This window comes from Quadrisphaera setariae (assembly GCF_008041935.1).
Classification (GTDB): domain Bacteria; phylum Actinomycetota; class Actinomycetes; order Actinomycetales; family Quadrisphaeraceae; genus Quadrisphaera; species Quadrisphaera setariae.
Window position 1 is genome coordinate 527,274 of sequence record NZ_VKAC01000001.1, and the last position, 23,558, is coordinate 550,831.

Below are 23,558 nucleotides of genomic sequence, written 5' to 3' on the forward strand. Positions count from 1 at the left end.
GGGGACGGTCCTCGACGTCGTCCTCGGAGTGCTCGGCTGTGCCACCCTGGGACCGGGCCCCTGACCGGGCCCCCGGACGAGGGTGCCGTACCCGGACAGCGACAAGACGGCCGTGCTGTCGACTGGGAGGTCACCCGTGTCCTGGCTCGTGCTCGTCCTGTCCGGTGTGCTGGAGGCCGTCTGGGCCACCGCCCTGGGCCGGTCGGAGGGCTTCACCCGGCCCGGCCCGACCGTCGTCTTCGCCGTCGTGATCCTCGCGAGCATGGCCGGCCTGGCCTACGCGATGCGCGAGCTGCCCGTCGGCACGTCCTACGCGGTGTGGGTGGGCATCGGCGCGACGCTCACGGTCGCGTACGCGATGGCCACCGGCACCGAGCCGGTCTCCGTGCTCAAGGTGGTGTTCCTGGCGATGATCGTCGGCGGCGTGGTGGGCCTCAAGCTCGTCCACTGACCGCGGTGGCGCCCTCCTGGGCGGCCACGCGGTCAGCGTCGGGGGCGCCGGGGCCCAGCAGCACCGCGCTGCCGCCGCCGGCGAGCGCCGACAGCACCGCGTCGAGCGCGGCAGCGTCGCCCAGCTCGCGCACGTCGACGAGCACGCGGGCGCCCGGCGCGGCCGGGTCCGCCACCTCCAGGCCCGGGGCGTCCAGCACGAAGGGCAGGGCGTCACCGAACCCGGCCACCACCGCGGCCGAGTCCAGCGCCCCCGCCGGCACGGACGAGGCGCGCAGCGCCAGCGCCCCCAGCGCCTGCACCACCACCTGCTCCGCACCCTCGCTGGCGGCCGGGTCGGCTCCGTCGGCGACCACCGCGACGCGCGCGTCGTCGTCCTGCTCCACCGGCTCCGCGCCGACCGCGCCCAGCGCGAGCCGCCAGGCCACCGTCCGCCAGTGCGCGGGCAGCGCCAGGAGCACGGGGTCGCCGACCTCGACGTCCAGCTCCTCCACGAGCAGGTTGGCGGTCTTGGCCACCCAGTTCTCCAGCACGCGCGCCGACAGCTCCACGCGCTCGCCGTCAGCGCCGTACCAGGTGACGCGGGGGCGGCCCGAGTCCTGGGAGCGCAGGCCGGCCAGGAGGCGGGCGACGTCGACGCGGGTGGTGCTGTCGGCGGGGGAGCTCACGACGACGACGGTAGGCGCAGGGTTCCGCGGCGCCTCGCGCAGGCCGCAGGATGGACGCGTGGACCGGGCGGGGGGAGCGGGGGCTGCTCCGGCGGCGCAGCGCACGCTCGTGCTGCGGCAGCCGCTCGACCTGTCCGCCACGCTCGGGCCGCTGCGCCGCGGCGGCGGGGACCCCGCGGTGCGCCGCGTGGGCGTCGGGCCGTGGGCCACGTGGTGGTGGGCCACGCGGACCCCTGCGGGCACTGCGCTGATGAGCCTGCAGCACCTGCCCAGTGGCGGTCCGCACGGAGCGGTGCGGGCCGCGGCGTGGGGCGCGGGCGCCGACTGCGCGGTGGCGGGCGTGCCCGAGCTGCTCGGGGAGGACCAGGACGGCAGCGCGTTCGTCCCCCGCGCCGAGCACGCCGCGCTGGTCTCCGCGTGGCGCCGCCACCGGGGCGTGCGCGTGCCGCGCACCCGCGCCGTCTTCGAGGCGCTGGCCGGCGCCGCCATCGAGCAGGTGGTGACCGGCGTGGAGGCGCACCGCGCGTGGCGCGACCTGCTGCGCCGCTTCGGGGAGGTGGCGCCCGGAGGCCTCCACGACGCCGGGCCGGTCGGGCCGTCGGCGCCCGGAGGCCCCGCCGAGGGCATGCGCGTGCCCCCGACAGCACGGGAGTGGGCCGCGATCCCCAGCTGGGAGTGGCTGCGCGCGGGCGTGGAGGAGCGCCGCCGCCGCGTGGTGGTCGGCGCCTCGCGGTGCGCGCCCGCGCTGGAGCGCACCGTGCTCCTGCCGCCCGAGCGCGTCGAGCCGGCCCTGCGGACGCTGCCGGGGGTGGGCGTGTGGACGGCGGCCGAGGTGCGCCACCGCGCCCACGGAGACCCCGACGCCTTCTCCTTCGCCGACTACCACGTGGCCAAGAACGTCTCCTACGCCCTGACCGGCCAGGTGCTGGACGACGCCGGCTGCGCCGAGGTCATCGAGTGCTACCGCGGGCACCGCTACCGGGTGCAGCGGCTGCTGGAGCTCGACGGCATCGCCAGGCCCCGCCGTGCGGCGCGGATGACGCTGCCCACCCACGTGCCGGTGGCCACCGGCATGAGGTCGTGAACCACCCCTGACCCACGCCCGCTGGGTCGTCGAACCGCGCTGACCTGCGGATCTGGCGGAGCTGGCGGTGCTGGGCTCTGCCGTCCGGGCGATCGCCGTCCCGAATCCCTGTGGCGAACGGGGGACGAGATCACATCGCCCGTCAAGCGGACGACGCCCTCCGTCGATGCGTTCTTCGTAGACCACCCGTCGAAGGCATCACGGAGGAAGCCATGCGCAGGAAAACCGCCATCGTCCTAGGCGTGTCGGGCGCTGCCCTGGCGCTGACCGCCAGCAGCGCGTTCACGGCGGGAGGACTCACCTTCGCGACCGGTGCGACGGGGTTCATCGGCGGCAGCCAGCAGGTGACCATCTCCGGCACCGAGGTCAGCTCCATCGAGTACACGAAGAACACCGCTGGTGACGAGCTGACCGCTGCCAAGTTCGTCTTCTCCGACACCAACGCCGTGGGCAAGACCCCGACCATCACCCTCAACGACGGCTCCAGCTCGGGCGTGACGGACTGGACGTGCACGGCGGTGGCCACGGCGAGCACGGTCACCTCCTCGACCTGCTCCAAGGGCACCAGCGGCACCGCCGTCACCCTGGCGTCGCTCGTCTCCATCAAGCTGACCGTCGCCTGATCCCCTTGGTCCTGTGACCGCACGGCAGCGCCTCGCCGCCGCCGCGACCGCCCTCGCGGTGGTCGTGGCGGCGGCGGTCGTGCTGCCCGTGCTCCTGGGGCAGATGAAGCTCGTGGTCACCCACGGCGTCAGCATGCAGCCCCTCTACCACCAGGGAGACCTGGTGGCCGTGTGGCGGGAGGACCACTACCGGGTCGGCGACATCATCGCCTTCGACCACGACGGCACCGACGCCAGCAAGACCCGCGTGCTCCACCGCGTCATCTCCGCCGGCGACGGGGGGTTCGTCACCCAGGGCGACAACAACCCGAACCCGGACCCGGGCGTCACCCATCCCGACCGGGTCCTCGGCCGCGCCGTCCTCCACCTGGCCGGCGCGGGCGTCTGGGTGCAGCGCGCGGGAAGCCCCTGGGGCATCGCCCTCCTCGTCGGGGTGCCCCTCCTGCTGTCCCTCGGCGGCGGGGCTGCTGCCAGCGTCGGTCGTGGCGCCAGCCGAGCCCGCGGCGCCAGGGCGCGGCGCGCCGGGCAGCCCCTGGCGCCCGCGGCCCGTTCCCAGCTCCGCGTCGGCGCGCACACCAACCCTCCCGGCTCCGACCGCTGGGGCTCCCGGGCGGGACCCCCGACCCGGTCGAGCACCGCCGTCCCCACCCCGGGCGCGAACCCCATCGCCCTCGGGGTCGTCCTGGTGCTCGGGGCCGCCGGTCTCGGGCTCGGGGTCAGCGGCTGGACGACGCCGCCCGACACCACCACCACCCAGCCCGCAGCGGACCTCGTGCGCACGGCGACGTTCTCCTACGCCGCGGACGTGCGCCGCTCACCCGTCTACGACGGCTCCGTCGTCACCTCCCCCACCCCGGTCTTCCGCGCGGTGGCCACCGGCGTCCACGCCGACCTCGTCTACCGCGGCGCCGACGGCGAAGCGGGCAGCATCGACCTCACCGCCCTCCTGTCCAGCCCGGGAGGGTGGACGACGACGGTGCCCGTCGCCACCGGTCTCCGCTACAGCGGCGGGTCGGCGGACCTGCAGGAGCTGCTCGACCTCGACGCGTTCCTCGCGCGCTCCGCGGCCGCCGCCGCCATCACCAAGCTCGACCCCCAGCCGCTGGCGGTGACGCTGACGGCCACGATCACCCCAGCCGACGCTGACCACGCCTCAGACCCGACGGCCGGTGGCCCGCTCGTCGCCACCATGCCGCTGACCGTGAGCGACGCCCAGGTCGGCCTCTCCAGCGCGGACGCCGAGCTTGTGGCCACCGCCAAGGTGCCGCAGACGCGGACCGTCACCTCACCCGGTGCCGTCTCCGTGGTGGGGATGGAGCTGCCCGTGCAGCCGGTGCGCGTCGCCGCCGTCGTCCTGCTCGTCCTCGCGGCTCTCGGTGGCCTCGTGCTGGCGCTCGTCACTGCGCTCGCCCGTTCCCGCGCCGCACACGCCGACGCGCGCAGCACCGAGACCGAGCGCGTGGCCGCGTGCCTCGCCGACCTGCTCGTGCCCGTCGTCGAGATCCCCGGCGCGGACGCCGCCGTCGAGGTCATCTCGCCCGAGGCGCTGGAGCGCCTCGCCCGCGCCCACGAGCTCCCGGTGCTGCACCGCCGCGACCACGGGGCGGCGGTCTTCGCCGTCGTCGTGGAGGGCACCACCTACACCTGGTCGGAGCACGACGGCGAGGTCGTCTCGGACGAGGGGTTCCTCCTCGACCACGTGCTCCACCACGCGGACGGGGCGGGACCGATGCCCTGGGACGAGCCGTGCGGAGCGTCGCCGTCGTCGTCGCCCTTCGCGGCGACGACCCGGCCGGACGCTCCCGAGCACTGGAGCACTCCCGACCCCCAGGCCGCTCCGGCCCCCCTGTCACCGCGCCGCGCGGCGCGCGCGGCGCTGGCGGCCCAGCGCGAACCCGACCCCGACGAGCCGACCTTCGCGGAGCTCCTCCAGCCCGACGCCTTCAGCCGCCTCGTGGACCCCGATCCGTTCGCCCGCCTCGGGCCAGCGGCGCGAGGACCGGCGCGGCGCGCGCGCTCCGGTGACGGAGCTGGTCAGAGGACAGGTCAGCTCGGCTCGACCCGGCGGGAGCTCCCGCCGGGTCCTTCGCACGCCCGGCGCTGACCGCGAGGAGCCGCCTCAGAGGCGCAGGCGGCGCAGCAGCCGCGGCGGCGCCCACCGCAGCACCTCGGTCACGGCCTGCGCTCCCGGCGGCGCCCACACGACGTCGCGCTCGTCCTCCAGGCCCTGCGCGGTGAGGTCGGCGACGGCCTCCTTGGTGGTCGCCAGCCAGGCGGACCGTCCCGCCGTCATCCGCGTCCGCACGAAGCCCGGGCGCACCACCACCACGCGCACGCCGTCACCGCGGACGGCCTCCCGCAGCCCTGAGGCGAAGGCGTCGAGCCCGGCCTTGCTGGCCCCGTAGGCGAAGTCGGTGGAGCGCGCCCGCACCGCCGCGGCGCTGGAGAGCACCACGAGCGTGCCGCCGCGCTGGGTCTTCAACCGCTGCGCCGCCTCGGCGGCCAGCGCCACCGGCGCCGCCGTGTTGACCTGCACGAGGTCGGCCGCAGCGGTCGGGTCCTGCCAGGAGCGCTTGCCGTCAGGCAGCACCCCCACCGCCAGGACGACGACGTCGACGGGACCGACCGGCACGCCGCCGGCCACTCCGCGGGACCCGAACGCCTCCGCGAGCGCGGGTGACCACGTGGACGGTGCGCGGGCGTCCAGCGGCACGGCCCGCGCCGCGTGCCCCTCGGCGACCAGGGCCGTCACCGCCTCGGACAGCCGCGGGCCGGGACGTCCGGCGAGCACCACGTCCAGCGCGCGGTCGCGCCCGAGGCGGCGCACCAGGGCGAGGCCGATGTCGGAGGTGCCGCCGAGCAGCACCACGCGCTTCGGCTCGTGCGGCGGGCGGACCGGCAGCGCGGGCGGGGCGGCGGGGCCGGCCGCCGGGTCGCCGTCGCGTCCGGCCAGTCGGCTGGCGATCTGGTCCGAGAGGCGGTCTGCGAGGTCACCGAGCGGCAGCTGGGGGAGGCGCACCCCGACCATGCTGGCCGAGGGGCCGCTCATCGGCCAGAGCGGGCCAGACCGGCTCTGGAGCCGGTGTGAAGATGGACGACGTGCACATCTCGGCCATCGCCGGGGGCGTGGGCGGTGCGCGCTTCCTGCGCGGGCTGCTCGCCCACCTCGCGGCCTCGCCCGACCCCGACCGCCGCAGCGCCCGCGTGACCGCCGTCGTCAACACCGGCGACGACACCACGATGCACGGCCTGCGCATCACGCCCGACCTCGACACGGTCATGTACACCCTCGGCGGCGCCGTCCACGAGGAGCAGGGCTGGGGCCGGCGCGACGAGAGCCGCGTCGTCTCGTCAGAGCTCGCCGCCTACGGCACGGGCCCGGACTGGTTCACGCTCGGAGACCGCGACCTCGGCACGCACGTCTTCCGCACCCAGCTGCTGCGCGAGGGACTGCCCCTGTCGGCGGTGGTGGAGCGCCTGTGCCAGCGGTGGCTGCCCGGCGGGGTGCCCGCCGGTGGGCTGCCCGGTGGGCCGACCGTGCGGCTGCTCCCCATGAGCGACGACGACGTCGAGACGCACGTCCACCTGACCGACGGCCGGACCGTGCACTTCCAGGAGTGGTGGGTGCGGCTGCGGGCCTCGGTGCCCGCCACGGGCTTCTCGCAGGTGGGCGTCGACGCCGCGTCGCCCGCGCCGGGCGTGCTGGAGGCGCTGCGCGACGCCGACGCGGTGCTCCTGCCGCCGTCCAACCCCGTGGTGAGCATCGGCACGGTGCTCGGGGTGCCCGGCGTGAGGGAGGCGCTGCGCGACGGGGGAGCACCCGTCGTCGGCGTCTCGCCGATCCTCGGCGGGAAGGCGGTGCGGGGCATGGCCGACGCGTGCCTGAGCGCGATCGGCGCGGAGACGTCCGCCCTGGGCGTGGCCGGCCTGCACGCCGACCTGCTCGACACCTGGCTCGTGGACGACGACGCCGACGGCGCTCTGCACGGCACCAGCGTCCCGGGAGCCGCGCCCGGCAGGGGGCGGGTGCTCGCCCGGCCGCTGCTCATGAGCTCGCCGCAGGCCGCCGCCGACCTCGCCGGAGCCGCCCTCGACGCCGCCCTGGCCACCGGTCGCCGCCCGAGGCGGAGCGCCGCATGACCCCCCCGACCATGATCACGGTGGTGGGGCGGGTGGTGGCCGAAGGCGTGGGGCTGCTCGCCGCGGCGCTCGCCCGCGCTGACGGCGCCAGCTGCCGCACGGTCGAGGTGCCGGGCGTGCCCGGCGCCCGCGACGGCGAGCTGGTGAGGGTGCGGGTGTGCTCCGGCGCCCGCGGCCGCACCTACGCCCGCGGCGGCACCACGTACGGCACCACCTACGTCACGGGCCCCCACCCCCGCACGTGCGCCGACGACCGGCTGCGCCACGAGGCCGTCCACGTGCTGCAGTGGCAGCGCTGGGGACTGCTCCTGCCGCTGCTGTACGGCCTGGCCGAGCTGCGCGCCGGCGGCGACCCCGCCCGCAACCGCTTCGAGGCCGCAGCCGGTCTGCGCGACGGAGGCTACGCATGAGCACGCCCCACCCCGGCCCGCCGTCCAGCGCGAGCACCCCGCCGCTGCCGCCCGGCGAGGTGGTGGCGCTGTCCGTTCCCGGGCTGCCCGAGGTCGGCCCGAGCGACGACCTCGCCGGCCTGCTCGCCCGCGCCTGCGCCGCAGCGGGGATCGCGCTGGGGGCCGAGGACGTCGTCGTCGTCGCCAGCAAGGTGGTCGCCAAGGCGGAGGGGCGGAGCATCCCGGCGGCGATGCGAGAGCGCGCCCTCGACCGGGAGTCCGTGCGGCTCGTGGCGGAGCGGGGCCTGCCGGACGGGCGCACCACGCGGGTGGTGCAGTCGCGGTCCGGGCCGGTGATGGCGGCCGCGGGCATCGACGCCTCCGACGTCGCCGAGGGCACGGTGCTGCTGCTCCCCGCCGACCCCGACGCCTCCGCGCGCGCCCTGAGGACCCGCCTGCGGGCGCTGCTCGAGCCCGCCCTCGGCGGGAGAGCCCCGGCCGTGGTGGTCAGCGACACCAGCGGGCGGCCGTGGCGCGACGGCGTCACCGACTTCGCCCTCGGCGCCGCGGGCCTGGAGGTCCTCGACGACGCCCGGGGGCGCCTCGACAGGTCCGGCCGCGTCATGGAGGTCACCGTGCGCGGCGTGGCCGACGAGGTCGCCGCGCTCGCGGACCTCGTCAAGGGCAAGGCCGCCGGCACGCCCGTGGCCGTGGTGCGCGGGCTGGGGGCGCACGTCGCCGACGACGACGGCGACGGCGCCGCCCGGCTCGTCCGCACAGGACCTGCCGACTGGTTCGCCTTCGGGCACGTCGAGGCGGTGCGCGCTGCGCTCGGGCTCGCCGAGCGCGAGGTGGCGCCCCCGCCCATCGCCCCCGGCGGTCCGGTGCGCGAGCGGGTGGCGCGGGCCGTGGACGTGGCGGCCGCCGGGCGCGGCCTCGGTGAGGCCGCCGTCTCGGCGGACGGCGACGTGCTCGCGGTCAGCGGGCCCGCCTACGACGTCGGCGCAGCGGTGGAGCGCCTGCGCGCGGCCCTGTGGGCCGAGCGCCTGGAGGCGGACGTGGCTCCTGGTGCGGTGCGGTCGGTCGACGGCGTGGAGGTCGTCGACGTCGCGGTGGCCGTCCAGCTGCGGGCGCGCGAGCGCTCCTGAGCGACCAGGCGGTGGTCGCGCTGGGTGACGGGGTGTCGGTGGTCGGTGCCACCCTCTGCTGGACGTGGCGCCGTGGCGGGTGTGACAGGTGGTACGCCTGTGACCAATGGGGCATCGGTGCTGGTCAGGAGCGCGCGATCGTCCCCCCGTGGCGCCACTGGTCCGATCCGTCCGGTCCGTCCCGGGCGCCGATCGGGCCCGGATCGGGCCCGGAGTGTCCAGCGGTGTCCGTTCTGCCCCGCGGCGCGCAGGGCGCGACACGCCAGGGCTGACAAACACGTGACGCGGCTTCCTGCGTTTCGCCTGCACGCGGAGTAGTCGCACGTATGTAATTCAGTCACCGCCTCACCCGGTGGGAGCTCCTCCGCGGGGCTCGCTGAGACTGATCCAAGGAGTCGAGATGAGCGAGAGCACCACCGTCTCCCTCGGCCTTCCGCGACCGCGGACGGCCCTCCCCACCGAGACGGGCTCACTGCCCGTCGTCGCTGCTGCGAGTGCCGGCGTCATCGCGCCGCGCAGCTCGTTCGAGGCGCTCACCGGCCCCTCGCTGGAGGAGCTCGACACCGAGCTCGAGGCCGTGCTGGACGACCTGTCCGACGTCGACGACGACGCCGAGGACGAGGAGCTCACCGACGGCGACCCGGCCCTGGAGCTGCTGCTCGGCGAGGGCGACGCCGACGACGCCGTCGACTGGCAGGAGCGCGCCCTGTGCGCGCAGACCGACCCCGAGAGCTTCTTCCCCGAGAAGGGCGGCTCGACCCGTGAGGCCAAGCGCGTCTGCATGAGCTGCGAGGTGCGCGTCCCGTGCCTCGAGTACGCGCTGGCCAACGACGAGCGCTTCGGCATCTGGGGCGGGCTCTCCGAGCGCGAGCGGCGCCGCGTCAAGCGCCGCGCGGTCTGAGCCCCAGCCCCTCCTCGGCGCCCCTGTCGCCGCAGCCCCGGCACGCCCGCCGGGGTGCGGCGGAGCGCGGCGCCACCGCCACCGCCAGCGGTGAGCGGCTCGTCAGCCGCGAGCGCGGCGCCGGGGAGCTCCCGGCGCACACCGGGCGCCTGCGGCAGGTGCCGCGCGAGCGCGGTGACGGCGCGCTGGTGGCCCACGTCGACGTCGTGGTGCTCGCCTGCGACGGCGAGCGCTGGCTGCCGGACGCGCTGTCGGCGCTCGACGCGCAGACCCGCACCCCCGACCGCGTCGTCCTCCTGGACGCCGCGTCCACCGACGGCAGCGCCGCGCTGCTGGGGGCGCACGCGCGCCGGTCGCGCGCCCTCGGCGGACCACCGGTCGTGGGTGTGCTGCCGCTGCGCCGCCGCGCCGGCCTGATGGACGCCGCGCGCGCCGCGCTCGCCGCCACCGACGCCGACGCCCTCGTCGCCGGCCCGGCGACCAGCGCCTCCGGTCCGTCGTCCGGCGCCCCGGCGCCGCGCCAGCACACGAGCGCGCCCGCACCGCTGCGCTGGGTGTGGCTGCTCCACGACGACTGCGCCCCCGCCCCCGACGCGCTCGAGCAGCTGCTCGCCGCGGTGGAGGTGGCGCCCTCGGTCGGCGTCGCCGGCTGCAAGGTCGTCGACTGGCACGACGAGGGCCTGCTCCACCAGGTGGGCTTCAGCACGTCCGCCATGGGCCGGCGCCTGACCGGTGTGGAGCACGGCGACCGCGACCAGGGCCAGCGCGACCACCGCGACGACGTCCTCGCCGTGTCCAGCGCCGGCGTGCTGGTGCGCCGCGACCTGCTCGAGCGCCTCGGGGGAGACCCCGGCCTGCCCGTGCTCGGCGAGGACCTCGACCTGTGCCGCCGCGCGCGGCTCGCGGGTTCGCGCGTGGTCGTCGTCCCCAGCGCCGTGGTGCGCCACGTCGACGCGACGCGCTCGGGAGCCCGCTCCACCCGCGCCGCGCAGTCCGTCCGCTGGACCGAGCGCCGCCACGAGGCCCACGCCCGCCTCGTGGCCGCCGCGCCCCTCGCGCTGCCGCTGGTGGCGCTGGCCGTGCTGCTGGGCGGGCTCGCGCGCCTGCTCGTGCGGGTGGCGGCCAAGCAGCCCAGCAGCGCCGGCGGCGAGCTCACGGCCGTGCTCGCGGCGCTGGGACGTCCCGACCGGGTGCTCGCCGCCCGCCGCGCGGCCGCCCTCACCGCGGTGCGCCCCCGCAGCTCGCTCAAGCCCCTCCTCGTGCCGCGCCGGGAGGTGGTGCGCTGGCACCGCGACCGCTGGGCCCGCACGGGCATCGCCCCGGCCACCGGCGTGCTGCCCGTGGTCGCCGCGCGGGCGCTGGCCGCCGCCACCACACCGCCGTCCGGCGTGCCGGTGGTCCGGCTGCCGTCGGTTCCCGTCCCGCGGGAGGCGTCCGACGCCCCCCTGCTCGCCGGGGACGACGCCGAGCCGGCGCGCCGCGGCCTCGGCGTGCTCGTCCCGCTGCTGGTGGCGCTGCTCGTGGCAGGTGCGGTGGTCCTGCACCCCCTGCTGGGGGCCCTCGCACCCGGCGCGCAGGTCACCGGCGGCGCCCTGGCCGCCGCGCCCGGCCTGGGCGACCTGTGGGCCGCCGCCCGCTCCGACTGGCAGCCCCTCGGCCTCGGCACCCCGGCCCCCGCCGACCCGTGGCTGTCCGCGCTGGCGGTGCTGAGCCTGCCGGTGGGCGGGTCGCCGCACCTGGCGGTGGTGGCCCTGCTGCTCCTGGCCCTGCCGCTGGCCGCCCTCAGCGGGTGGGTCGCCGCGGGCACCGCCACGCGCTCCGGCCTGCTGCGCGCCGCCGCGGCGCTGACCTGGGCGTGCGCCGCGCCGCTGCTGGCGGCCTCCACCACCGGCCGCCTCGGCGCGCTCGTCGCCCACCTCGCACTGCCCTGGGTGGCGGTGGGCCTGGCCCGCACCGCCACGGCCGCGGCGCGCCGTCCCGCCGTGGCCGCCGGCGCCCTCGCCGGGATGGCGGGCGCCCTCGCCGTGGCAGGGGCGCCGCTGCTCCTGCTCCCGCTGCTCCTGGTAGTCTCGGTGGTGGCCGTCACCGCCCGCCGCTGGCCGGGCGCGGTGCTGTGGGCGGTCCTCGCGCCGCTGGCCGTGACCGGTCCGCTGCTCGCTCCCGCGCTCGCCGACCCCCGCGCTCTGCTCCTCGGCCCCGGGCTGCCGCTGGCGGTGACCGCCGTGCCGTCGTGGCAGCTGCTCCTGGCCGATCCCGGTGCCGTCCTCGGCGTCCGCGCCGGGGCCGCGCTGCCGGCCACTGCGCTGCCCGTGCTCCCCGGCGCCGTGGCGCTGGTGCTGGCCCTGGTCGGGGCGGCTGCCCGGGGACCCCGGGCGCGCGTCGCCCGCGCCGGGTGGTGGACCGCCGGAGCGGGTCTGCTCGCCGGGGTGGCCGCCGCGGCGGCCGGCGGGTGGTCCGGCCCCGCCGCGAGCCTGGTGCTGCTCGGCCTGGGCGCCGCCGCCCTCGCGCGCGCGCCGCGCGTGCTGCGGGCCACGGCCCCCGACCTGCCCCTCGACCCCCTCGACCCCCTCGACCCCCTCGACGAGGACGGGGACGACCCCTCCGACCACGACGGGCGCCCCCACCGGACCAGCCGCGGCGCTGGCCGCGGGGTGCGCTGGGCGACCCTGGCCGGCGTCACCGCCCTCCTGGGCCCGGCGCTGCTGCTGGCCGGGTGGGCGCTGCAGCAGACCGGTGCGGACGGGCGCGCGGCCGCACCGCAGCCGGGCGTGGCCGTCAGCCGCGCCACCGACCAGGTGCCGGCCGTCGCCCTGGACGCCGCCCGCTCGCCCGACGCCGTGAGCACCCTGCACCTGCGCTTCGGCGGCGAGGGCGCCGACAGCACCGTCACCGCGCTGCTGCGCCGCGGCCCGCTGACGCTGGCCAGCACCTCGGTGGTCGCCCAGCTCGCGGCCGAGGGCAGCCCCGTGGCCGGTGCCAGCACCGCGACGTCGGGTGCTGCTGCCGACACCGCCCTGCGCTCGGCCACCGCCCTGCTCGTGGCCGGCACCACCGACCCGCGGACCGCGCTCGCCCAGCTGGGCGTCGGGTACGTCCTCCTCGAGCCCACGGCCGCGGCCGTGCCCGAGCGCGCCACCGCCCGCTTCGACGCGGTGGCGGGCCTGTCGCGGGCGGGCAGCACCGGCGCCGGCGTCCTCTACCGCGTGCTCCCGGCGAGCGGCGCCGGTGACACCGCCGCGGACCGCCCCTCCCGCGCCCGCCTGGTGGCCTCCGACGGCACCGTGCTGGCGGCGCTGCCCTCCGACGGCCAGGACGTCGACGCCCGCGTGCCCGCGATCGGCACCGCCTCCGGGGGAGGGGCTGCGGAGGACCGCACCGTCGTCGTCGCCGAGCGCTCCGACCCGGGCTGGACCGCCCGCCTGGACGGCCGCCGGCTGCCCGTGGTGACCGTGGACGGGTGGGCCCTCGGTGTGGAGGTCCCCGCCTCCGGCGGCCACCTCGTCATCACCCGCTCCGCCCCCGCGACCCTCGTCTGGGACTGGCTGCAGGGCGCGGTGCTGCTGCTCACCGCCATGGTCGCGGTGCCCGTTCCGGTGCGCGGACGGAGGCGGTCGTGAGCCGCGCCGGGCGCGCCGCGGCGGCCCTCAGCGCCCTCGGTGCCGCGGCCCTGGTGGCCGGCGGCCTGGCGCTGGGCGCCGTCGCGGCCCCCGTCGGCGGAGCCGCAGGCGCCCCGGGCGCCGCCCCCACCGGTCGGGGGGGCGCCGTGGGCGTCCCCGTGCCCGCCTCCGGCGCCCAGCTGGTGTGCCCGGGCGCACCCGTGCCCGTCACGGGCGGCGAGGCCGGTGCCCGCCGCGGGACACCTCCCGCGGTCACGAGCGGCGCGGTGGGGCTGGTGGTCGCGAGCGGCGCACCGGTGCTCAGCGGCCAGCCGCTGGTGCAGCGTCCGACCACCGACGCCGACCCGGCCCCCAGCGCGAGCCCCGGCTCGAGCGAAGGGGCTCCGCCCGCAGCTGCCGCGACGACCCTCGGCGACCTCCAGCGGGTCGACGCCGACGCCGCCGCCGCGTCCGCCGGCAGCGCCGCGGCGCTGTCCTCCGGCCCCGTCGACGGGCGCGCCCCGCTGCTCGCCGGTGCCGCGACGTCGGTGGCGGCCACCGGCGACCTGCGCGGGCTGTCCACACCGGCGTGCACGGCGCCGCAGGAGCAGTCGTGGCTCGTCGGCGGCGGCACGGGGGCCGGCAGGTCCACCCGGCTCGTGCTCGCCGACGTCGCCCAGACCCCCACCACCGTCGACGTCACCGTGCTCACCGCGCAGGGCGCCCAGCAGCCGCCCTCCCTGCAGGGGCTGTCCCTAGGCCCCGGCGAGCAGCGGTCGGTGCTGCTGGAGGGCGCCCTCGAGGGCACCGCCGACACCTCGGGGGGCGGCGCGAGCGGTGCCGGGTCCCCGCTGGCGGTGCAGGTGCGCTCCTCCGCCGGGCCGGTGGCCGCGTGGCTGGTCGAGCAGGTCCTCCACGGCCTCGTGCCCGGCGGCACCGAGGTGGTCGGCCCCGCGGCGGCTCCCGCCACCTCCCTCGTGGTGCCCGGCGTCGCGGCCACCGGCACCCAGCCGGCCGTGCTGCGGCTGGCGAACCCGGGCACCGACCCGGTGGTCGCGCGGTTCGCCGTGGTCGGCGCCTCGGGGTCCAGCGTGCCCGCGGGCACCGCACCCGCCACCGCCGTGCCGCCGCAGTCGGTGGTCGACGTGCCGCTGCCGGGCCTCCCGGCCGGCGGCGTGGCGCTGTCGGTGGAGGCCGACGGCCCCGTGCTCGCCGGCGTCCGCACGGACACCGCCCCCTCCGCCGACGGCACCCAGCCCGGCGACCTCGCCTGGACCGCGGCGGCCCCGCCGCTGACCGGGGCCACCCTCGTGGCGCTCCCGCCCGCCGCGAAGCAGGGCCGCCAGGGCGCGGGTGGGTCGGGGACCACCCCCGACGTGCGGCTGGTGCTCAGCTCGCGCGGACCCTCGCAGGTCGACGTCGCCGTCGTCGGCGCCGACGGCCGCACCAGCCCGGCGCGGCGCGTGGAGCTGCCCGCCTCCACGACCACCGCCGCCGACGTCGACGACCTCGCCCGCGCCGCCGGCGCCACCGGCACCCCGGTCGCGCTGCTCCTCACCCCCGTCGCGCCCTCCACCGGTCCCGGGAAGGACGACGACGGCGCCGGTCAGGTGGTCGCTGCGCTCACCGCGCGCGTCGCGGCACCCGCCGGTGGTGGGGGAGACCTCGTCTCGGCCGCCCCCGTGGGCGGTGGCGCTGCCGCGCCGTCGTCGGTCTCGGTGGTGCTCACCGGTCCGTGACCGCGGGACCCCCGCGTTCCAGGGCGTCCAGCAGGGCGTCCTCGCGGGCGGCCTGCGCCGCGTCGGCGCGGGCCCAGCGGCGGCACGCGAGGAGCAGCAGCGGCACGGCCACCACCTCCGCCACCACCACCGACAGGGTCCCGCCGAGCAGCTGGTCCTGCGGGGCGGTCATGGACCCGGGGAGGCGGTGCGCGACGTACCAGCCGCCCGCCACCGCGGCGCCGCTCACGCCCACCACCAGGCCGGGCACCGCGTCGACCACCCCGTCGACGAAGGCGAGCAGCACCCGCAGCCCCGCCGCGCCCGAGGTGCCGCCGGTGCCCGGGCCGTCGTCGGCGGCGAAGACGGGCAGGGCGAACAGCGTCCCCACCGCCACCAGCGCCAGGCCCGTTCCGGACCTGACCGGTCCGGAGCGGAGCGTGGCGGCCCACCACGGGCTGAGGAACAGCGCCAGCTGCAGCGCCACCCCCGCCAGCGCGCCGACCACCGGCAGCGCCAGCACCCGCCGGGTCAGCCGACGGCCCGCGTCGTCGTCCTGGCGGGGCGGTAGCACGCCGGCCAGGCGCAGCAGCCGCAGCGGGTCGCCCACGGCGATCCCCGCGGGGACGACGACGAGCAGCAGCGCGCTGGCCAGCGCCCCGGGCCAGAAGGCCACCTCGCGGTAGACGGCCAGGAACGAGCAGCTGGCCAGGAGCAGCACCCCCGGGCCCAGCACGGCGCCCACCGCTGTGCGCCACCACGGCCACCGGTGGCCCCTGCTGCGCGCTCGTCGCACCAGCCACAGCTGGCCGGCCACCAGGAGCACCGCCACCGCGACCGCGGCGGGGTCGACCGTCCACGTGCCCAGCGCCGCGGACGGGGTCAGAGGGCCCGGCACCGTCGCTGCGGCGCCCACCACCACCTGCTCCACCACGGGCGCGGAGGCTAGGGCCGGCGCCTGGGCGACGCCTGTGACCGCGCCCCTGCCAGCGGCTGCGCGCGGGGGAGGTCAGTCGTCGTCGGCCCGGTAGCGGGGGTCCACCTGCTCGGGGGTCATGCCCGTGGCCGCGGCGACCTGCTCGACCACCACCTCGTGCACGAGGGAGGCGAGGTCCGCCTCGTCGGTGCTGCGGGTCTCCAGCGGGCGGCGGTACAGCACGATCCGCGCGCGCTGCGTCCGCGTGGCGGGGAAGAAGCGGCCGAGGGCCACCTCGGGCCGCTCCCACGCGGCGGAGTCGCCCGGGGGGACGTCCTCCACCGCGAACTCCACCGCGGCCATCGGCTCGGCCCAGCGGCGCTCGAGGCGCTCGACGGCGTCCAGGACGAGGTCGTCGAAGCGCTCGGCGCGGGTGCGCGTGCCGGGCAGCTCCGGCGGCATGAGCGGACCTCGCAGCCCGCGGCCGTGGCGGTCGCGGCGGCGACGGCGGACTCCGTGGGCGCTGGGCACCACCCGACCCTAGACGCCGGCGGGTGGCAGGACCCGCGGCCCACGACGCGCCCGGGATCGTGGCGACGCGAACACGGCGAGTCGTGGCGAATACCCGACCGGAGCAGCGGGCAGGAGTACCGTCAGGTCATGGCGTCGCGACGGTGCAGCAGGACAGGGTGCGGGTCTCCCGCGATCGCCACGCTGACGTACGTGTACGCCGACTCCACGGCCGTGCTGGGGCCGCTCGCGCTGGCCGCGGAGCCCCACTGCTACGACCTGTGCTCGGCCCACGCCGAGCGGCTCACCGCGCCGCGCGGGTGGGAGGTGGTCCGGCTGCAGCCGGAGGCCTACGAGCACCGGCAGAGCCACGACGACCTGCTGGCCCTCGCCGACGCCGTCCGCGAGGCGGCGCGCCCGGCTCCCGAGCCGGTGCAGGTGCGCGAGCCGGTGTCCGTGGGTCCCGCCGCGGGCAGCGGCCCGGGTCGGCGCGGGCACCTGCGGGTGCTGCGCGACTGACGCCCCCCCCAGACACGGCGGAGCCCCGTCGAGCGCACCGCTCGACGGGGCTCCGCCGTGTCTGGGGTCTGACGCCGGCCGGGTCAGCCCCGGCTGCGCTCCAGCACCTCGCTGATGCTCAGGGTCGAGTCCTGCGCGTCCCACTGCCGGTGCTCGCAGCCGCGGCAGGAGCTGAAGCGGACGGCGGTGCCGTCGGTCAGCACCAGCGACAGGACGGTCAGCTGCTCGGCGCCGCACGCCGGGCACGCCGGTCGCGCGGACGCGACCTGCAGGAGCGACCCCAGCGGCTGGGGCGCCGCGGCCTGGCGGCGCCGACGGCGGGGAGCACCCGCCGGGCTGGCCGCACCCCCGCCCGGGGCGGTGCTCACAGGGGTGGGGGGCAGGGTGGTGGTGGAGCTGGTGCTGGTGGGCTGGACCACGGTCCTCCTCGGCGGGGAAAGGCCAGGGTGCGCCGCTCGTGAGCGGCTGGGCGCGCTGGTGGGGGCGCTGCGGCACTCATCCCATCGGCGCAGCGCACTGCTCCCTGAGGGGTTCCTGGGCGCCCCTCCGGGCGGTTGGGCCTTCCTCGCGGCCTCGGCGTGGCTACGCTTCCCGCTCGTGCCGACCCAGCGGATCGACCTGGCCACCATCGTCAAGGCGTACGACGTCCGGGGCCTCGCCCCCGAGCAGCTCGACGAGACGGCGGCCCACGCCCTCGGAGCCGCCGCCGCCGACGTCCTCGGCGTCGCCGGCCGCACCGGCCAGCCCGGAGGCACCCTCGTCATCGGGCACGACATGCGTCCCACCAGCCCGGTGCTGGTCGACGCCTTCGCGCGCGGCGTCAACGACCGCGGCGGCGACGTGCTGGTCATCGGGCTGTGCTCCACCGACGGCCTCTACTTCGCCTCCGGGCACCTCGGCGCGCCGGGCGCCATGTTCACGGCCAGCCACAACCCGGCCGCCTACAACGGCATCAAGATGTGCTTCGCCGGCGCCAAGCCCGTCGGCACCGGCACCGGCCTCGACGACGTGCGCACCCTCGCGCAGCAGTACCTCGACTCCGGCGAGCTGCCGCCCGCCGCCGCGGCCGGCACCCGCAGCGACCGCGCGATGCTCGCCGAGTACGCCGCGCACCTGCGCTCCCTCGTGGACCTGTCCGGCTCGCGCCGCCTGAAGGTGGTCGTCGACGCCGGCAACGGCATGGCCGGGCTCACCGCCCCCGCCGTCCTGGGCGCGGAGGCGGGCCTGCCGGAGCTGCCCCTCGACGTCGTGCCGATGTACTTCGAGCTGGACGGCACGTTCCCCAACCACGAGGCGAACCCGCTGGAGCCCGCCAACCTCGTCGACCTGCAGAAGGCCGTCGTGGAGCACGGCGCGGACATCGGCCTGGCCTTCGACGGCGACGCCGACCGCGTCTTCGTCGTCGACGAGCGCGGCGAGCCGGTGAGCCCGTCGGCGGTGACCGCGATGGTGGCGCTGCGCGAGCTCGCCAAGACCCCCGGCGCCACGGTGCTGCACAACCTCATCTGCTCGCGCGCCGTGCCGGAGCAGATCGCCGCCGCCGGGGGCGTGCCCGTGCGCACCCGCGTCGGCCACTCCTTCATCAAGGCCGAGATGGCCCGCACCGGCGCCGTCTTCGGCGGCGAGCACTCCGCGCACTTCTACTTCCAGGACTTCTGGGGCGCCGACACCGGCATGCTCGCCGCGATGCACGTGCTCGCCGCGCTGGGGGAGCAGCCCGGCGCGCTCTCGGCGCTCGTGGCCGACTACGACCCGTACACCGCCAGCGGTGAGATCAACTCGACCGTCACCGACGTCGCGGGGACCACGGCCGCGGTGCGCGCCACCTGGGAGGCCCGCGGCGGCGTCGTCGACACCATGGACGGCCTCACCGTCTCCTCGCCCGAGGGCGAGAGCCCGATGTGGTGGTTCAACCTGCGCCCCTCCAACACCGAGCCGCTGCTGCGCCTCAACGCCGAGGGGGCGGACACTGCCACCATGGAGCGCGTGCGCGACGAGGTGCTGTCCCAGGTCCGCGGCGGGACCGCCTGATGGCGGGCGCCCCCGCCGGCAGCGGTGAGCCGTGGCGCGAGGAGTGGGTCCGCTCCCTCCTGCGCTGCCCGGTCGACCACGCCGAGCTGCGCGACGTCGCGCTCGCCGACGAGGTCGCGGGACTGGCCTGCACCGACGCCGGCCACCGCGTGGCCTACCCCGTCATCGACGGGGTCCCGGTGCTCCTCGTCGACGACGCCGTCCCCCTGGGCTGACGCCGCCGACGGGCCTCGTCGGCAGTCCCGCCCCGCGGCGGTGGCGGGACGTCGGATGATGGGGGCGTGATGCCGCGATGATCGACGAAGCCCTCCTCGACGACCCCGCCGGCCTCGAGGCCGGTGACCCGCTCGGCGTGCTGCGCGCGCTCGCCGGGGCAGGCGCCCAGGTCCGCCGCGCCACCGACCACGCCCTCGAGAGCGGCATCGCCCGGCTCGACCCCTCCGACCGGCCGCGCGCCGTGCTCGTGGCCGCCCGCGGCGGCTCGGAGGTGGTGGCCGACGCCGTCACCGCGCTCGCCGGCGCCGCCTCCCCGGTGCCCGTCATCGCGCGCACCGGAGACGTCCTTCCCGGGTGGGTGGGGCCGCTCGACATGGTGGTGTCGGTCTCGCTGTCCGGGTCCCACAGCCCGGCCATCCCCGTGGTGGCCGAGGCGGGACGGCGCGGCGCGCGCGTGCTCACCGTCTCCCGCGAGGGCTCCGCGCTGGCCCGCGTCAGCCAGCAGGTGCGCGGCCTGCACGTCGAGACCCCGTCACCGGGCCGCGACGCCGTGGCGGTGCCCACCACCCGCACCGCCCTGTGGTCGCTGCTGACGCCCGTGCTGCTGGCCTTCGACAGGCTCGGCCTGCTCAGCGCCGGCCCGTCGGAGCTGGCGGCGCTGGCCGACGCCCTCGACGAGGAGGCCCGCGAGGACCGCCCCTCCTCGGAGACCTTCGTCAACCCCGCGAAGGCCCTCGCGGTGGAGCTGGACGGGTCGGTGCCCGTGGTGCTGGGCGACGGTCCCGTCTCCGCGGTGGCCGCGCGCCGCGCCGCCACGGTGCTGGCCCGCTCCGCGCGCGTGCCGGCGCTGGCCGGCACCCTCCCGGACGACGCCGGCGACGTCGTGGCGACCTTCGGCGGTCCCTTCGCCAGCGACGGCGGAGACGTCTCCAGCGTCTTCAGGGACCCCTTCCTCGACGGGCCCGGCGGTCCGAAGCTGCGGCTCATGCTGCTGCGCGAGCTGGAGGCGCCCGCCAGCTCCGCCGTCGTCGACATCGCCGAGCGCGCCGGGGTGCGCGTCTCGCAGGTGTCCGTGAAGGGTGAGAGCCCGCTGGAGCGGCTGGGGCTGCTCATCGCCCGCACCGACTTCGCCGCCACCTACCTGGCGCTCGGCTCCGGGACCGACCCGGGCTCGAGCCCGCACGTGGCGGACCTGCGCGACGCCCTCCGCTGACAGCGCCGCCCCGCTCACCGAGTGCGGTGGGCGGGGCGGCAGGGCTGAGCAGGGGTGTCAGCAGGTCTCAGTAGCGGAAGAGCGCCACCTGGGCGCGCAGCGCCGTCGCCATCTCCGCCAGACCCGCCACGGACGCGTTCGCCGCCGCCACCGACGTGCTGGTGGTGCCCGCGGCCGTGGTGACGCCGCCGATGGTCGACGCGATCTGCTGCGCCCCGTCGGCGGCCTCGCCCACCGAGCGGGACATCTCCTGCGTCGTGGCCGACTGCTCCTCCACCGCCGAGGCGATGGTGGTCTGGAAGGTGGAGATCTGCGAGATCACGTCGGTGATCTGCGCGATGGCGGTGGCGGCGCCGGCAGAGTCCTGCTGGATGGTCTCCACGCGGTGGGCGATGTCCTCGGTGGCGCGCGCCGTCTCGCGGGCCAGCTCCTTGACCTCCCCGGCGACCACGGCGAAGCCCTTGCCGAGCTCTCCGGCGCGCGCTGCCTCGATGGTGGCGTTGAGGGCGAGGAGGTTGGTCTGCTCGGCGATGGAGGTGATGACCTTGACGACGTCGCCGATCTCGCGGCTGGAGACCGCCAGCTGGGTGACGGTGCCCGAGGCGGCCTCCGCCGCGGTGACCGCGTCGCTGGCCACCCGGGTCGCCTCGGAGGTGGACCTGGCGATCTCGCGGATCGCGGAGCCCATCTCGTCGGCGCCCGCGGCGACGGTCTGCACGCTGGCGGAGACCTCGTGAGCGGTGCTCGCGACCTGGTCGGACTGCGCGCTGGTCTGCTCGGCGGCCGCGGTGATGCGGGACGTGGTCGACGCCAGGTCGGCGGAGGCGGCGGCCACCCGGTCCGCGGACCCGACCACGGAGGCCATCACGCCGCGCAGCGACCCCATGGCGCTCGCGAGGGAGGTCGCCACCTCACCGAGCTCGTCGCGGTCGTGCACCTGAGGCACCACCGTGAGGTCACCGCTGGCCAGCGCCTCCGTGGCGGTGCGCACCGAGGCCAGCGCCCGCACCGTGCGGCGCACGACGAGCAGCGCCACGGCCCCGGCCACGAGGACACCGGCCACCAGCGCCGCCCACAGCGCCCGCTCCGCCGCGACCGCCGTGGCCTCGCCGCTCGCCGCGATGGCGCCGGCGGTCTCGCGGTTGTGGTCGGCCTCGGCCTGGATGTCGTCCATGACCGCGTCGACACCCGCCTGAAGCGGTCCGGTGATGACCGCCGACGCGGCGCCGGGCTGCCCGCTGTCGGCGGCGGGGACCAGCTGCTCGGTGGCGACCGCGTAGTAGGTGCCCAGGTCCTTCGAGAGCTCCTCGTAGGCCGCGGGGCTCGACGCCACGGTGGCGTAGTCCTCCAGCTGCGCGTCGATCTTCTGCTTGCGCTCGGCGAGCTCGGTCACCACGTCCGCGCGAGCTGCCGCGTCGAGGGAGTCGTAGGAGGCGTACCTGGCCCGGTCGCCCTGGTAGGAGCGCTGCAGGTCGTTGAGCTTGCTCATCGGCACGACGGTCTCGGCGTAGAGGTGCTGCTCGCCCTCCGCCAGCGCGTGGAGCCTGTCGACGGCGAGGACGGTCAGACCGGTGCTCACCACGCCCAGCAGGGCCAGGGAGGTGCCGATCTTGACGCTGAGGGACCTGTCGGTGAAGAAGCGGAGTGCGGGGGCCATGAGTGCTCCTGGTGTGCGACGTCGCTGGTGCACGGTGCCGGGCGACCGCGCGAGGTTCGGCGCGCTTCTCGGCCTTCTCCTCAGGGATCGGCCGCTGCCGCCGCACCTTGAGCGGCTGGGGCGCCCTCACGGGAGGGACGGCCCCGCCTCGGCTGCGCGCTGATGCGTCCGGGTGGGCGCGGCTACCATGGGTGTGCTCGGCGTCGGTGCTGACCGAGGCCCAGAGGGGCCGCGCCGGCAAGGTCATCGTCGGCTGCTGCCCCCTCGCGCGGCAGCACCCGACCGTCGCCACACCCTCTGGAGGCCCACCCATGGCAGTGCAGCACCGCGTCCGCGACCTCTCCCTGGCCCCCGCCGGACGCCACCAGATCCGCCTGGCCGAGCACGAGATGCCCGGTCTCATGGCCCTGCGCGAGCGCTACACCGCGTCGCAGCCGCTGGCCGGCGCCCGCATCGCGGGCTCCATCCACATGACCGTGCAGACCGCCGTGCTCATCGAGACCCTCGTCGCGCTCGGCGCCGAGGTCCGCTGGGCCAGCTGCAACATCTTCTCCACGGACGACGCCGCCGCGGCCGCCGTCGTCGTCGGCCCCTCGGAGCAGGGCGGGACCCCGGAGGACCCCCGGGGCGTGCCGGTCTTCGCCTGGAAGGGCGAGACCCTCGAGGAGTACTGGGAGTGCACCGACCAGATCTTCCGCTGGGACGGGGTGGACGGCCCCAACATGATCCTCGACGACGGCGGTGACGCCACCCTGCTCGTGCACAAGGGCGTCGAGTTCGAGGCCGCCGGCGCGGTGCCGTCAGCGGGCGAGGACGACTCCGAGGAGTACCGCGTCATCCTCGAGACCCTGCGCCGCTCGGTGGCCGAGGACGGCCAGCGCTTCACGCGCATGGCCCCCGGCATCAAGGGCGTCACCGAGGAGACCACCACCGGCGTGCACCGCCTGTACGAGATGCAGCGCGCCGGCACGCTGCTCTTCCCGGCGATGAACGTCAACGACGCCGTCACCAAGAGCAAGTTCGACAACACCTACGGCTGCCGCCACTCGCTCGTCGACGGCCTCAACCGCGCCACCGACGTGCTCATCGGCGGCAAGACCGCCGTCGTGTGCGGCTACGGGGACGTCGGCAAGGGCTCCGCTGAGTCGCTGCGCGGCCAGGGCGCCCGGGTGCTCGTCACCGAGGTCGACCCGATCTGCGCCCTCCAGGCCGCCATGGACGGCTACCAGGTGGTCCGCCTGGAGGACGTCCTCGACCAGGCGCACATCGTCATCACCACCACCGGCTGCAAGGACGTCATCACCGCGGAGCACCTGCAGGGGCTGCGCGACAAGGCGATCGTCGGCAACATCGGCCACTTCGACAACGAGATCGACATGGCCGGCCTGGCCCGCGTCCCCGGTGTGCAGCGCACCGAGATCAAGCCGCAGGTCCACGAGTGGACCTTCCCCGACGGCCACTCGATCATCATCCTGTCCGAGGGGCGCCTGCTGAACCTCGGCAACGCGACCGGGCACCCGTCGTTCGTGATGTCCAACTCGTTCTCGGACCAGACGATCGCCCAGATCGAGCTGTTCACGAAGCCCGACGAGTACCCGACCGGCGTGCACCTGCTGCCCAAGCACCTGGACGAGGAGGTCGCGCGCCTGCACCTCGACGCCCTCGGGGCCAAGCTCACCGAGCTGACCAAGTCGCAGGCGGAGTACCTCGGCGTGGACGTGGCCGGCCCCTACAAGCCGGACCACTACAAGTACTGAGCCGCTGACGCGCTCCCGGCGG

General features: G+C 77.1%; 21 protein-coding genes and 1 riboswitch. Of the genes, 15 read left to right on the top strand and 6 right to left on the bottom strand.

Features of this window, described 5'->3' with window-relative positions; translation table 11 throughout:
• Window positions 1-51 precede the first annotated feature (51 nt).
• A riboswitch (guanidine-III (ykkC-III) riboswitch) is annotated at window positions 52-117 on the top strand.
• Between the two features lie 19 nt (window positions 118-136).
• Window positions 137-451, top strand: a complete 315-nt coding sequence (locus FMM08_RS02315) for a DMT family transporter (protein ID WP_147924676.1) — start codon at window positions 137-139, stop codon at window positions 449-451.
• Here FMM08_RS02315 and FMM08_RS02320 read toward each other — a convergent pair.
• On the bottom strand, window positions 435-1,118 hold the full coding sequence (locus FMM08_RS02320) for a TIGR03089 family protein (protein WP_147924677.1): 684 nt from the start codon (window positions 1,116-1,118) through the stop codon (window positions 435-437). The two genes, FMM08_RS02315 and FMM08_RS02320, sit on opposite strands and share 17 nt — an antisense overlap.
• 58 nt (window positions 1,119-1,176) lie before the next feature.
• On the opposite strand from FMM08_RS02320, the gene FMM08_RS02325 reads away from it, so the two are divergent.
• The 3 genes from FMM08_RS02325 (at window position 1,177) to FMM08_RS02335 (ending at window position 4,929) form a co-directional block, all read left to right on the top strand.
• On the top strand, window positions 1,177-2,202 hold the full coding sequence (locus tag FMM08_RS02325; RefSeq protein WP_222710304.1) for a DNA-3-methyladenine glycosylase family protein: 1,026 nt from the start codon (window positions 1,177-1,179) through the stop codon (window positions 2,200-2,202).
• Between the two features lie 242 nt (window positions 2,203-2,444).
• Window positions 2,445-2,825: a hypothetical protein gene (locus FMM08_RS02330; RefSeq protein WP_147924678.1), complete on the top strand. Its 381-nt coding sequence runs from the start codon at window positions 2,445-2,447 to the stop codon at window positions 2,823-2,825.
• 13 nt (window positions 2,826-2,838) lie between these two features.
• Window positions 2,839-4,929: a signal peptidase I gene (locus FMM08_RS02335; protein WP_147924679.1), complete on the top strand. Its 2,091-nt coding sequence runs from the start codon at window positions 2,839-2,841 to the stop codon at window positions 4,927-4,929.
• 15 nt (window positions 4,930-4,944) lie between these two features.
• Here FMM08_RS02335 and FMM08_RS02340 read toward each other — a convergent pair whose 3' ends face one another.
• Window positions 4,945-5,874 carry an SDR family NAD(P)-dependent oxidoreductase gene (locus tag FMM08_RS02340; RefSeq protein ID WP_147924680.1) on the bottom strand — a complete coding sequence of 310 codons (930 nt, stop codon included), beginning with the start codon at window positions 5,872-5,874 and terminating at the stop codon, window positions 4,945-4,947.
• A 41-nt stretch (window positions 5,875-5,915) separates the two neighbouring features.
• On the opposite strand from FMM08_RS02340, the gene cofD reads away from it, so the two are divergent.
• The 6 genes from cofD (at window position 5,916) to FMM08_RS02380 (ending at window position 14,738) form a co-directional block, all read left to right on the top strand.
• Window positions 5,916-6,965 carry a 2-phospho-L-lactate transferase gene (gene cofD / locus FMM08_RS02345; RefSeq protein ID WP_222710347.1) on the top strand — a complete coding sequence of 350 codons (1,050 nt, stop codon included), beginning with the start codon at window positions 5,916-5,918 and terminating at the stop codon, window positions 6,963-6,965.
• Window positions 6,962-7,375 carry a Fe-S oxidoreductase gene (locus FMM08_RS02350; RefSeq protein ID WP_147924681.1) on the top strand — a complete coding sequence of 138 codons (414 nt, stop codon included), beginning with the start codon at window positions 6,962-6,964 and terminating at the stop codon, window positions 7,373-7,375. The genes cofD and FMM08_RS02350 overlap by 4 nt, the downstream gene beginning before the upstream one ends.
• Window positions 7,372-8,502, top strand: a complete 1,131-nt coding sequence (cofE, locus tag FMM08_RS02355) for a coenzyme F420-0:L-glutamate ligase (protein WP_222710305.1) — start codon at window positions 7,372-7,374, stop codon at window positions 8,500-8,502. Before FMM08_RS02350 ends, cofE begins: the two co-directional genes overlap by 4 nt.
• Before the next feature lie 646 nt (window positions 8,503-9,148).
• The gene (locus FMM08_RS24215; RefSeq protein WP_186719591.1) at window positions 9,149-9,403 is read left to right on the top strand and encodes a WhiB family transcriptional regulator; all 255 of its coding nucleotides are present in this window, start codon (window positions 9,149-9,151) and stop codon (window positions 9,401-9,403) included.
• Between the two features lie 158 nt (window positions 9,404-9,561).
• Window positions 9,562-13,020 carry a glycosyltransferase gene (locus FMM08_RS02375; RefSeq protein WP_147924683.1) on the top strand — a complete coding sequence of 1,153 codons (3,459 nt, stop codon included), beginning with the start codon at window positions 9,562-9,564 and terminating at the stop codon, window positions 13,018-13,020.
• A complete protein-coding gene (locus FMM08_RS02380) occupies window positions 13,017-14,738 on the top strand; it encodes a DUF5719 family protein (protein ID WP_147924684.1) in 1,722 nt (573 codons plus the stop codon). The genes FMM08_RS02375 and FMM08_RS02380 overlap by 4 nt, the downstream gene beginning before the upstream one ends.
• Here the strand turns inward: FMM08_RS02380 and FMM08_RS02385 are convergent.
• Together FMM08_RS02385 and FMM08_RS02390 are read right to left on the bottom strand one after the other, a co-directional pair.
• Window positions 14,725-15,651, bottom strand: coding sequence for a cytochrome c oxidase assembly protein (locus tag FMM08_RS02385; RefSeq protein ID WP_147924685.1), 927 nt, complete (start codon window positions 15,649-15,651; stop codon window positions 14,725-14,727). The genes FMM08_RS02380 and FMM08_RS02385 overlap by 14 nt on opposite strands.
• A 75-nt stretch (window positions 15,652-15,726) precedes the next feature.
• Window positions 15,727-16,164: a metallopeptidase family protein gene (locus tag FMM08_RS02390; RefSeq protein WP_255471954.1), complete on the bottom strand. Its 438-nt coding sequence runs from the start codon at window positions 16,162-16,164 to the stop codon at window positions 15,727-15,729.
• A 129-nt stretch (window positions 16,165-16,293) separates the two neighbouring features.
• On the opposite strand from FMM08_RS02390, the gene FMM08_RS02395 reads away from it, so the two are divergent.
• Window positions 16,294-16,662 carry a DUF3499 domain-containing protein gene (locus FMM08_RS02395; protein ID WP_147924686.1) on the top strand — a complete coding sequence of 123 codons (369 nt, stop codon included), beginning with the start codon at window positions 16,294-16,296 and terminating at the stop codon, window positions 16,660-16,662.
• Between the two features lie 83 nt (window positions 16,663-16,745).
• On the opposite strand, the gene FMM08_RS23535 is transcribed toward FMM08_RS02395, so the two are convergent.
• Complete coding sequence (locus FMM08_RS23535; RefSeq protein ID WP_255471956.1) at window positions 16,746-17,081, bottom strand: hypothetical protein; 336 nt, start codon at window positions 17,079-17,081, stop codon at window positions 16,746-16,748.
• Window positions 17,082-17,259: 178 nt separating this feature from the next.
• On the opposite strand from FMM08_RS23535, the gene FMM08_RS02400 reads away from it, so the two are divergent.
• The 3 genes from FMM08_RS02400 (at window position 17,260) to FMM08_RS02410 (ending at window position 20,122) form a co-directional block, all read left to right on the top strand.
• On the top strand, window positions 17,260-18,693 hold the full coding sequence (locus FMM08_RS02400) for a phosphomannomutase/phosphoglucomutase (protein ID WP_255471957.1): 1,434 nt from the start codon (window positions 17,260-17,262) through the stop codon (window positions 18,691-18,693).
• The gene (locus FMM08_RS02405; RefSeq protein ID WP_147924688.1) at window positions 18,693-18,908 is read left to right on the top strand and encodes a Trm112 family protein; all 216 of its coding nucleotides are present in this window, start codon (window positions 18,693-18,695) and stop codon (window positions 18,906-18,908) included. The genes FMM08_RS02400 and FMM08_RS02405 overlap by 1 nt, the downstream gene beginning before the upstream one ends.
• Before the next feature lie 77 nt (window positions 18,909-18,985).
• The gene (locus tag FMM08_RS02410) at window positions 18,986-20,122 is read left to right on the top strand and encodes an SIS domain-containing protein (RefSeq protein ID WP_147924689.1); all 1,137 of its coding nucleotides are present in this window, start codon (window positions 18,986-18,988) and stop codon (window positions 20,120-20,122) included.
• Window positions 20,123-20,189: 67 nt separating this feature from the next.
• Here FMM08_RS02410 and FMM08_RS02415 read toward each other — a convergent pair whose 3' ends face one another.
• Window positions 20,190-21,779, bottom strand: coding sequence for a methyl-accepting chemotaxis protein (locus tag FMM08_RS02415; protein ID WP_147924690.1), 1,590 nt, complete (start codon window positions 21,777-21,779; stop codon window positions 20,190-20,192).
• Window positions 21,780-22,090: 311 nt separating this feature from the next.
• Here FMM08_RS02415 and ahcY point away from each other — a divergent pair, with 311 nt between their 5' ends.
• Window positions 22,091-23,536, top strand: coding sequence for an adenosylhomocysteinase (gene ahcY, locus FMM08_RS02420; RefSeq protein WP_147924691.1), 1,446 nt, complete (start codon window positions 22,091-22,093; stop codon window positions 23,534-23,536).
• Window positions 23,537-23,558 lie beyond the last annotated feature (22 nt).

What these genes read in the sequence shown, in the direction of transcription:
- FMM08_RS02410 (WP_147924689.1), top strand. Translation starts at nt 18,986, where the DNA reads ATGATCGACGAAGCCCTCCTCGACGACCCCGCCGGCCTCGAGGCCGGT.
- FMM08_RS02340 (WP_147924680.1), bottom strand. Translation starts at nt 5,874, where the DNA reads ATGAGCGGCCCCTCGGCCAGCATGGTCGGGGTGCGCCTCCCCCAGCTG.
- FMM08_RS02415 (WP_147924690.1), bottom strand. Translation starts at nt 21,779, where the DNA reads ATGGCCCCCGCACTCCGCTTCTTCACCGACAGGTCCCTCAGCGTCAAG.
- cofE (WP_222710305.1), top strand. Translation starts at nt 7,372, where the DNA reads ATGAGCACGCCCCACCCCGGCCCGCCGTCCAGCGCGAGCACCCCGCCG.
- FMM08_RS02405 (WP_147924688.1), top strand. Translation starts at nt 18,693, where the DNA reads ATGGCGGGCGCCCCCGCCGGCAGCGGTGAGCCGTGGCGCGAGGAGTGG.
- FMM08_RS02395 (WP_147924686.1), top strand. Translation starts at nt 16,294, where the DNA reads ATGGCGTCGCGACGGTGCAGCAGGACAGGGTGCGGGTCTCCCGCGATC.
- FMM08_RS02350 (WP_147924681.1), top strand. Translation starts at nt 6,962, where the DNA reads ATGACCCCCCCGACCATGATCACGGTGGTGGGGCGGGTGGTGGCCGAA.
- ahcY (WP_147924691.1), top strand. Translation starts at nt 22,091, where the DNA reads ATGGCAGTGCAGCACCGCGTCCGCGACCTCTCCCTGGCCCCCGCCGGA.
- cofD (WP_222710347.1), top strand. Translation starts at nt 5,916, where the DNA reads ATGGACGACGTGCACATCTCGGCCATCGCCGGGGGCGTGGGCGGTGCG.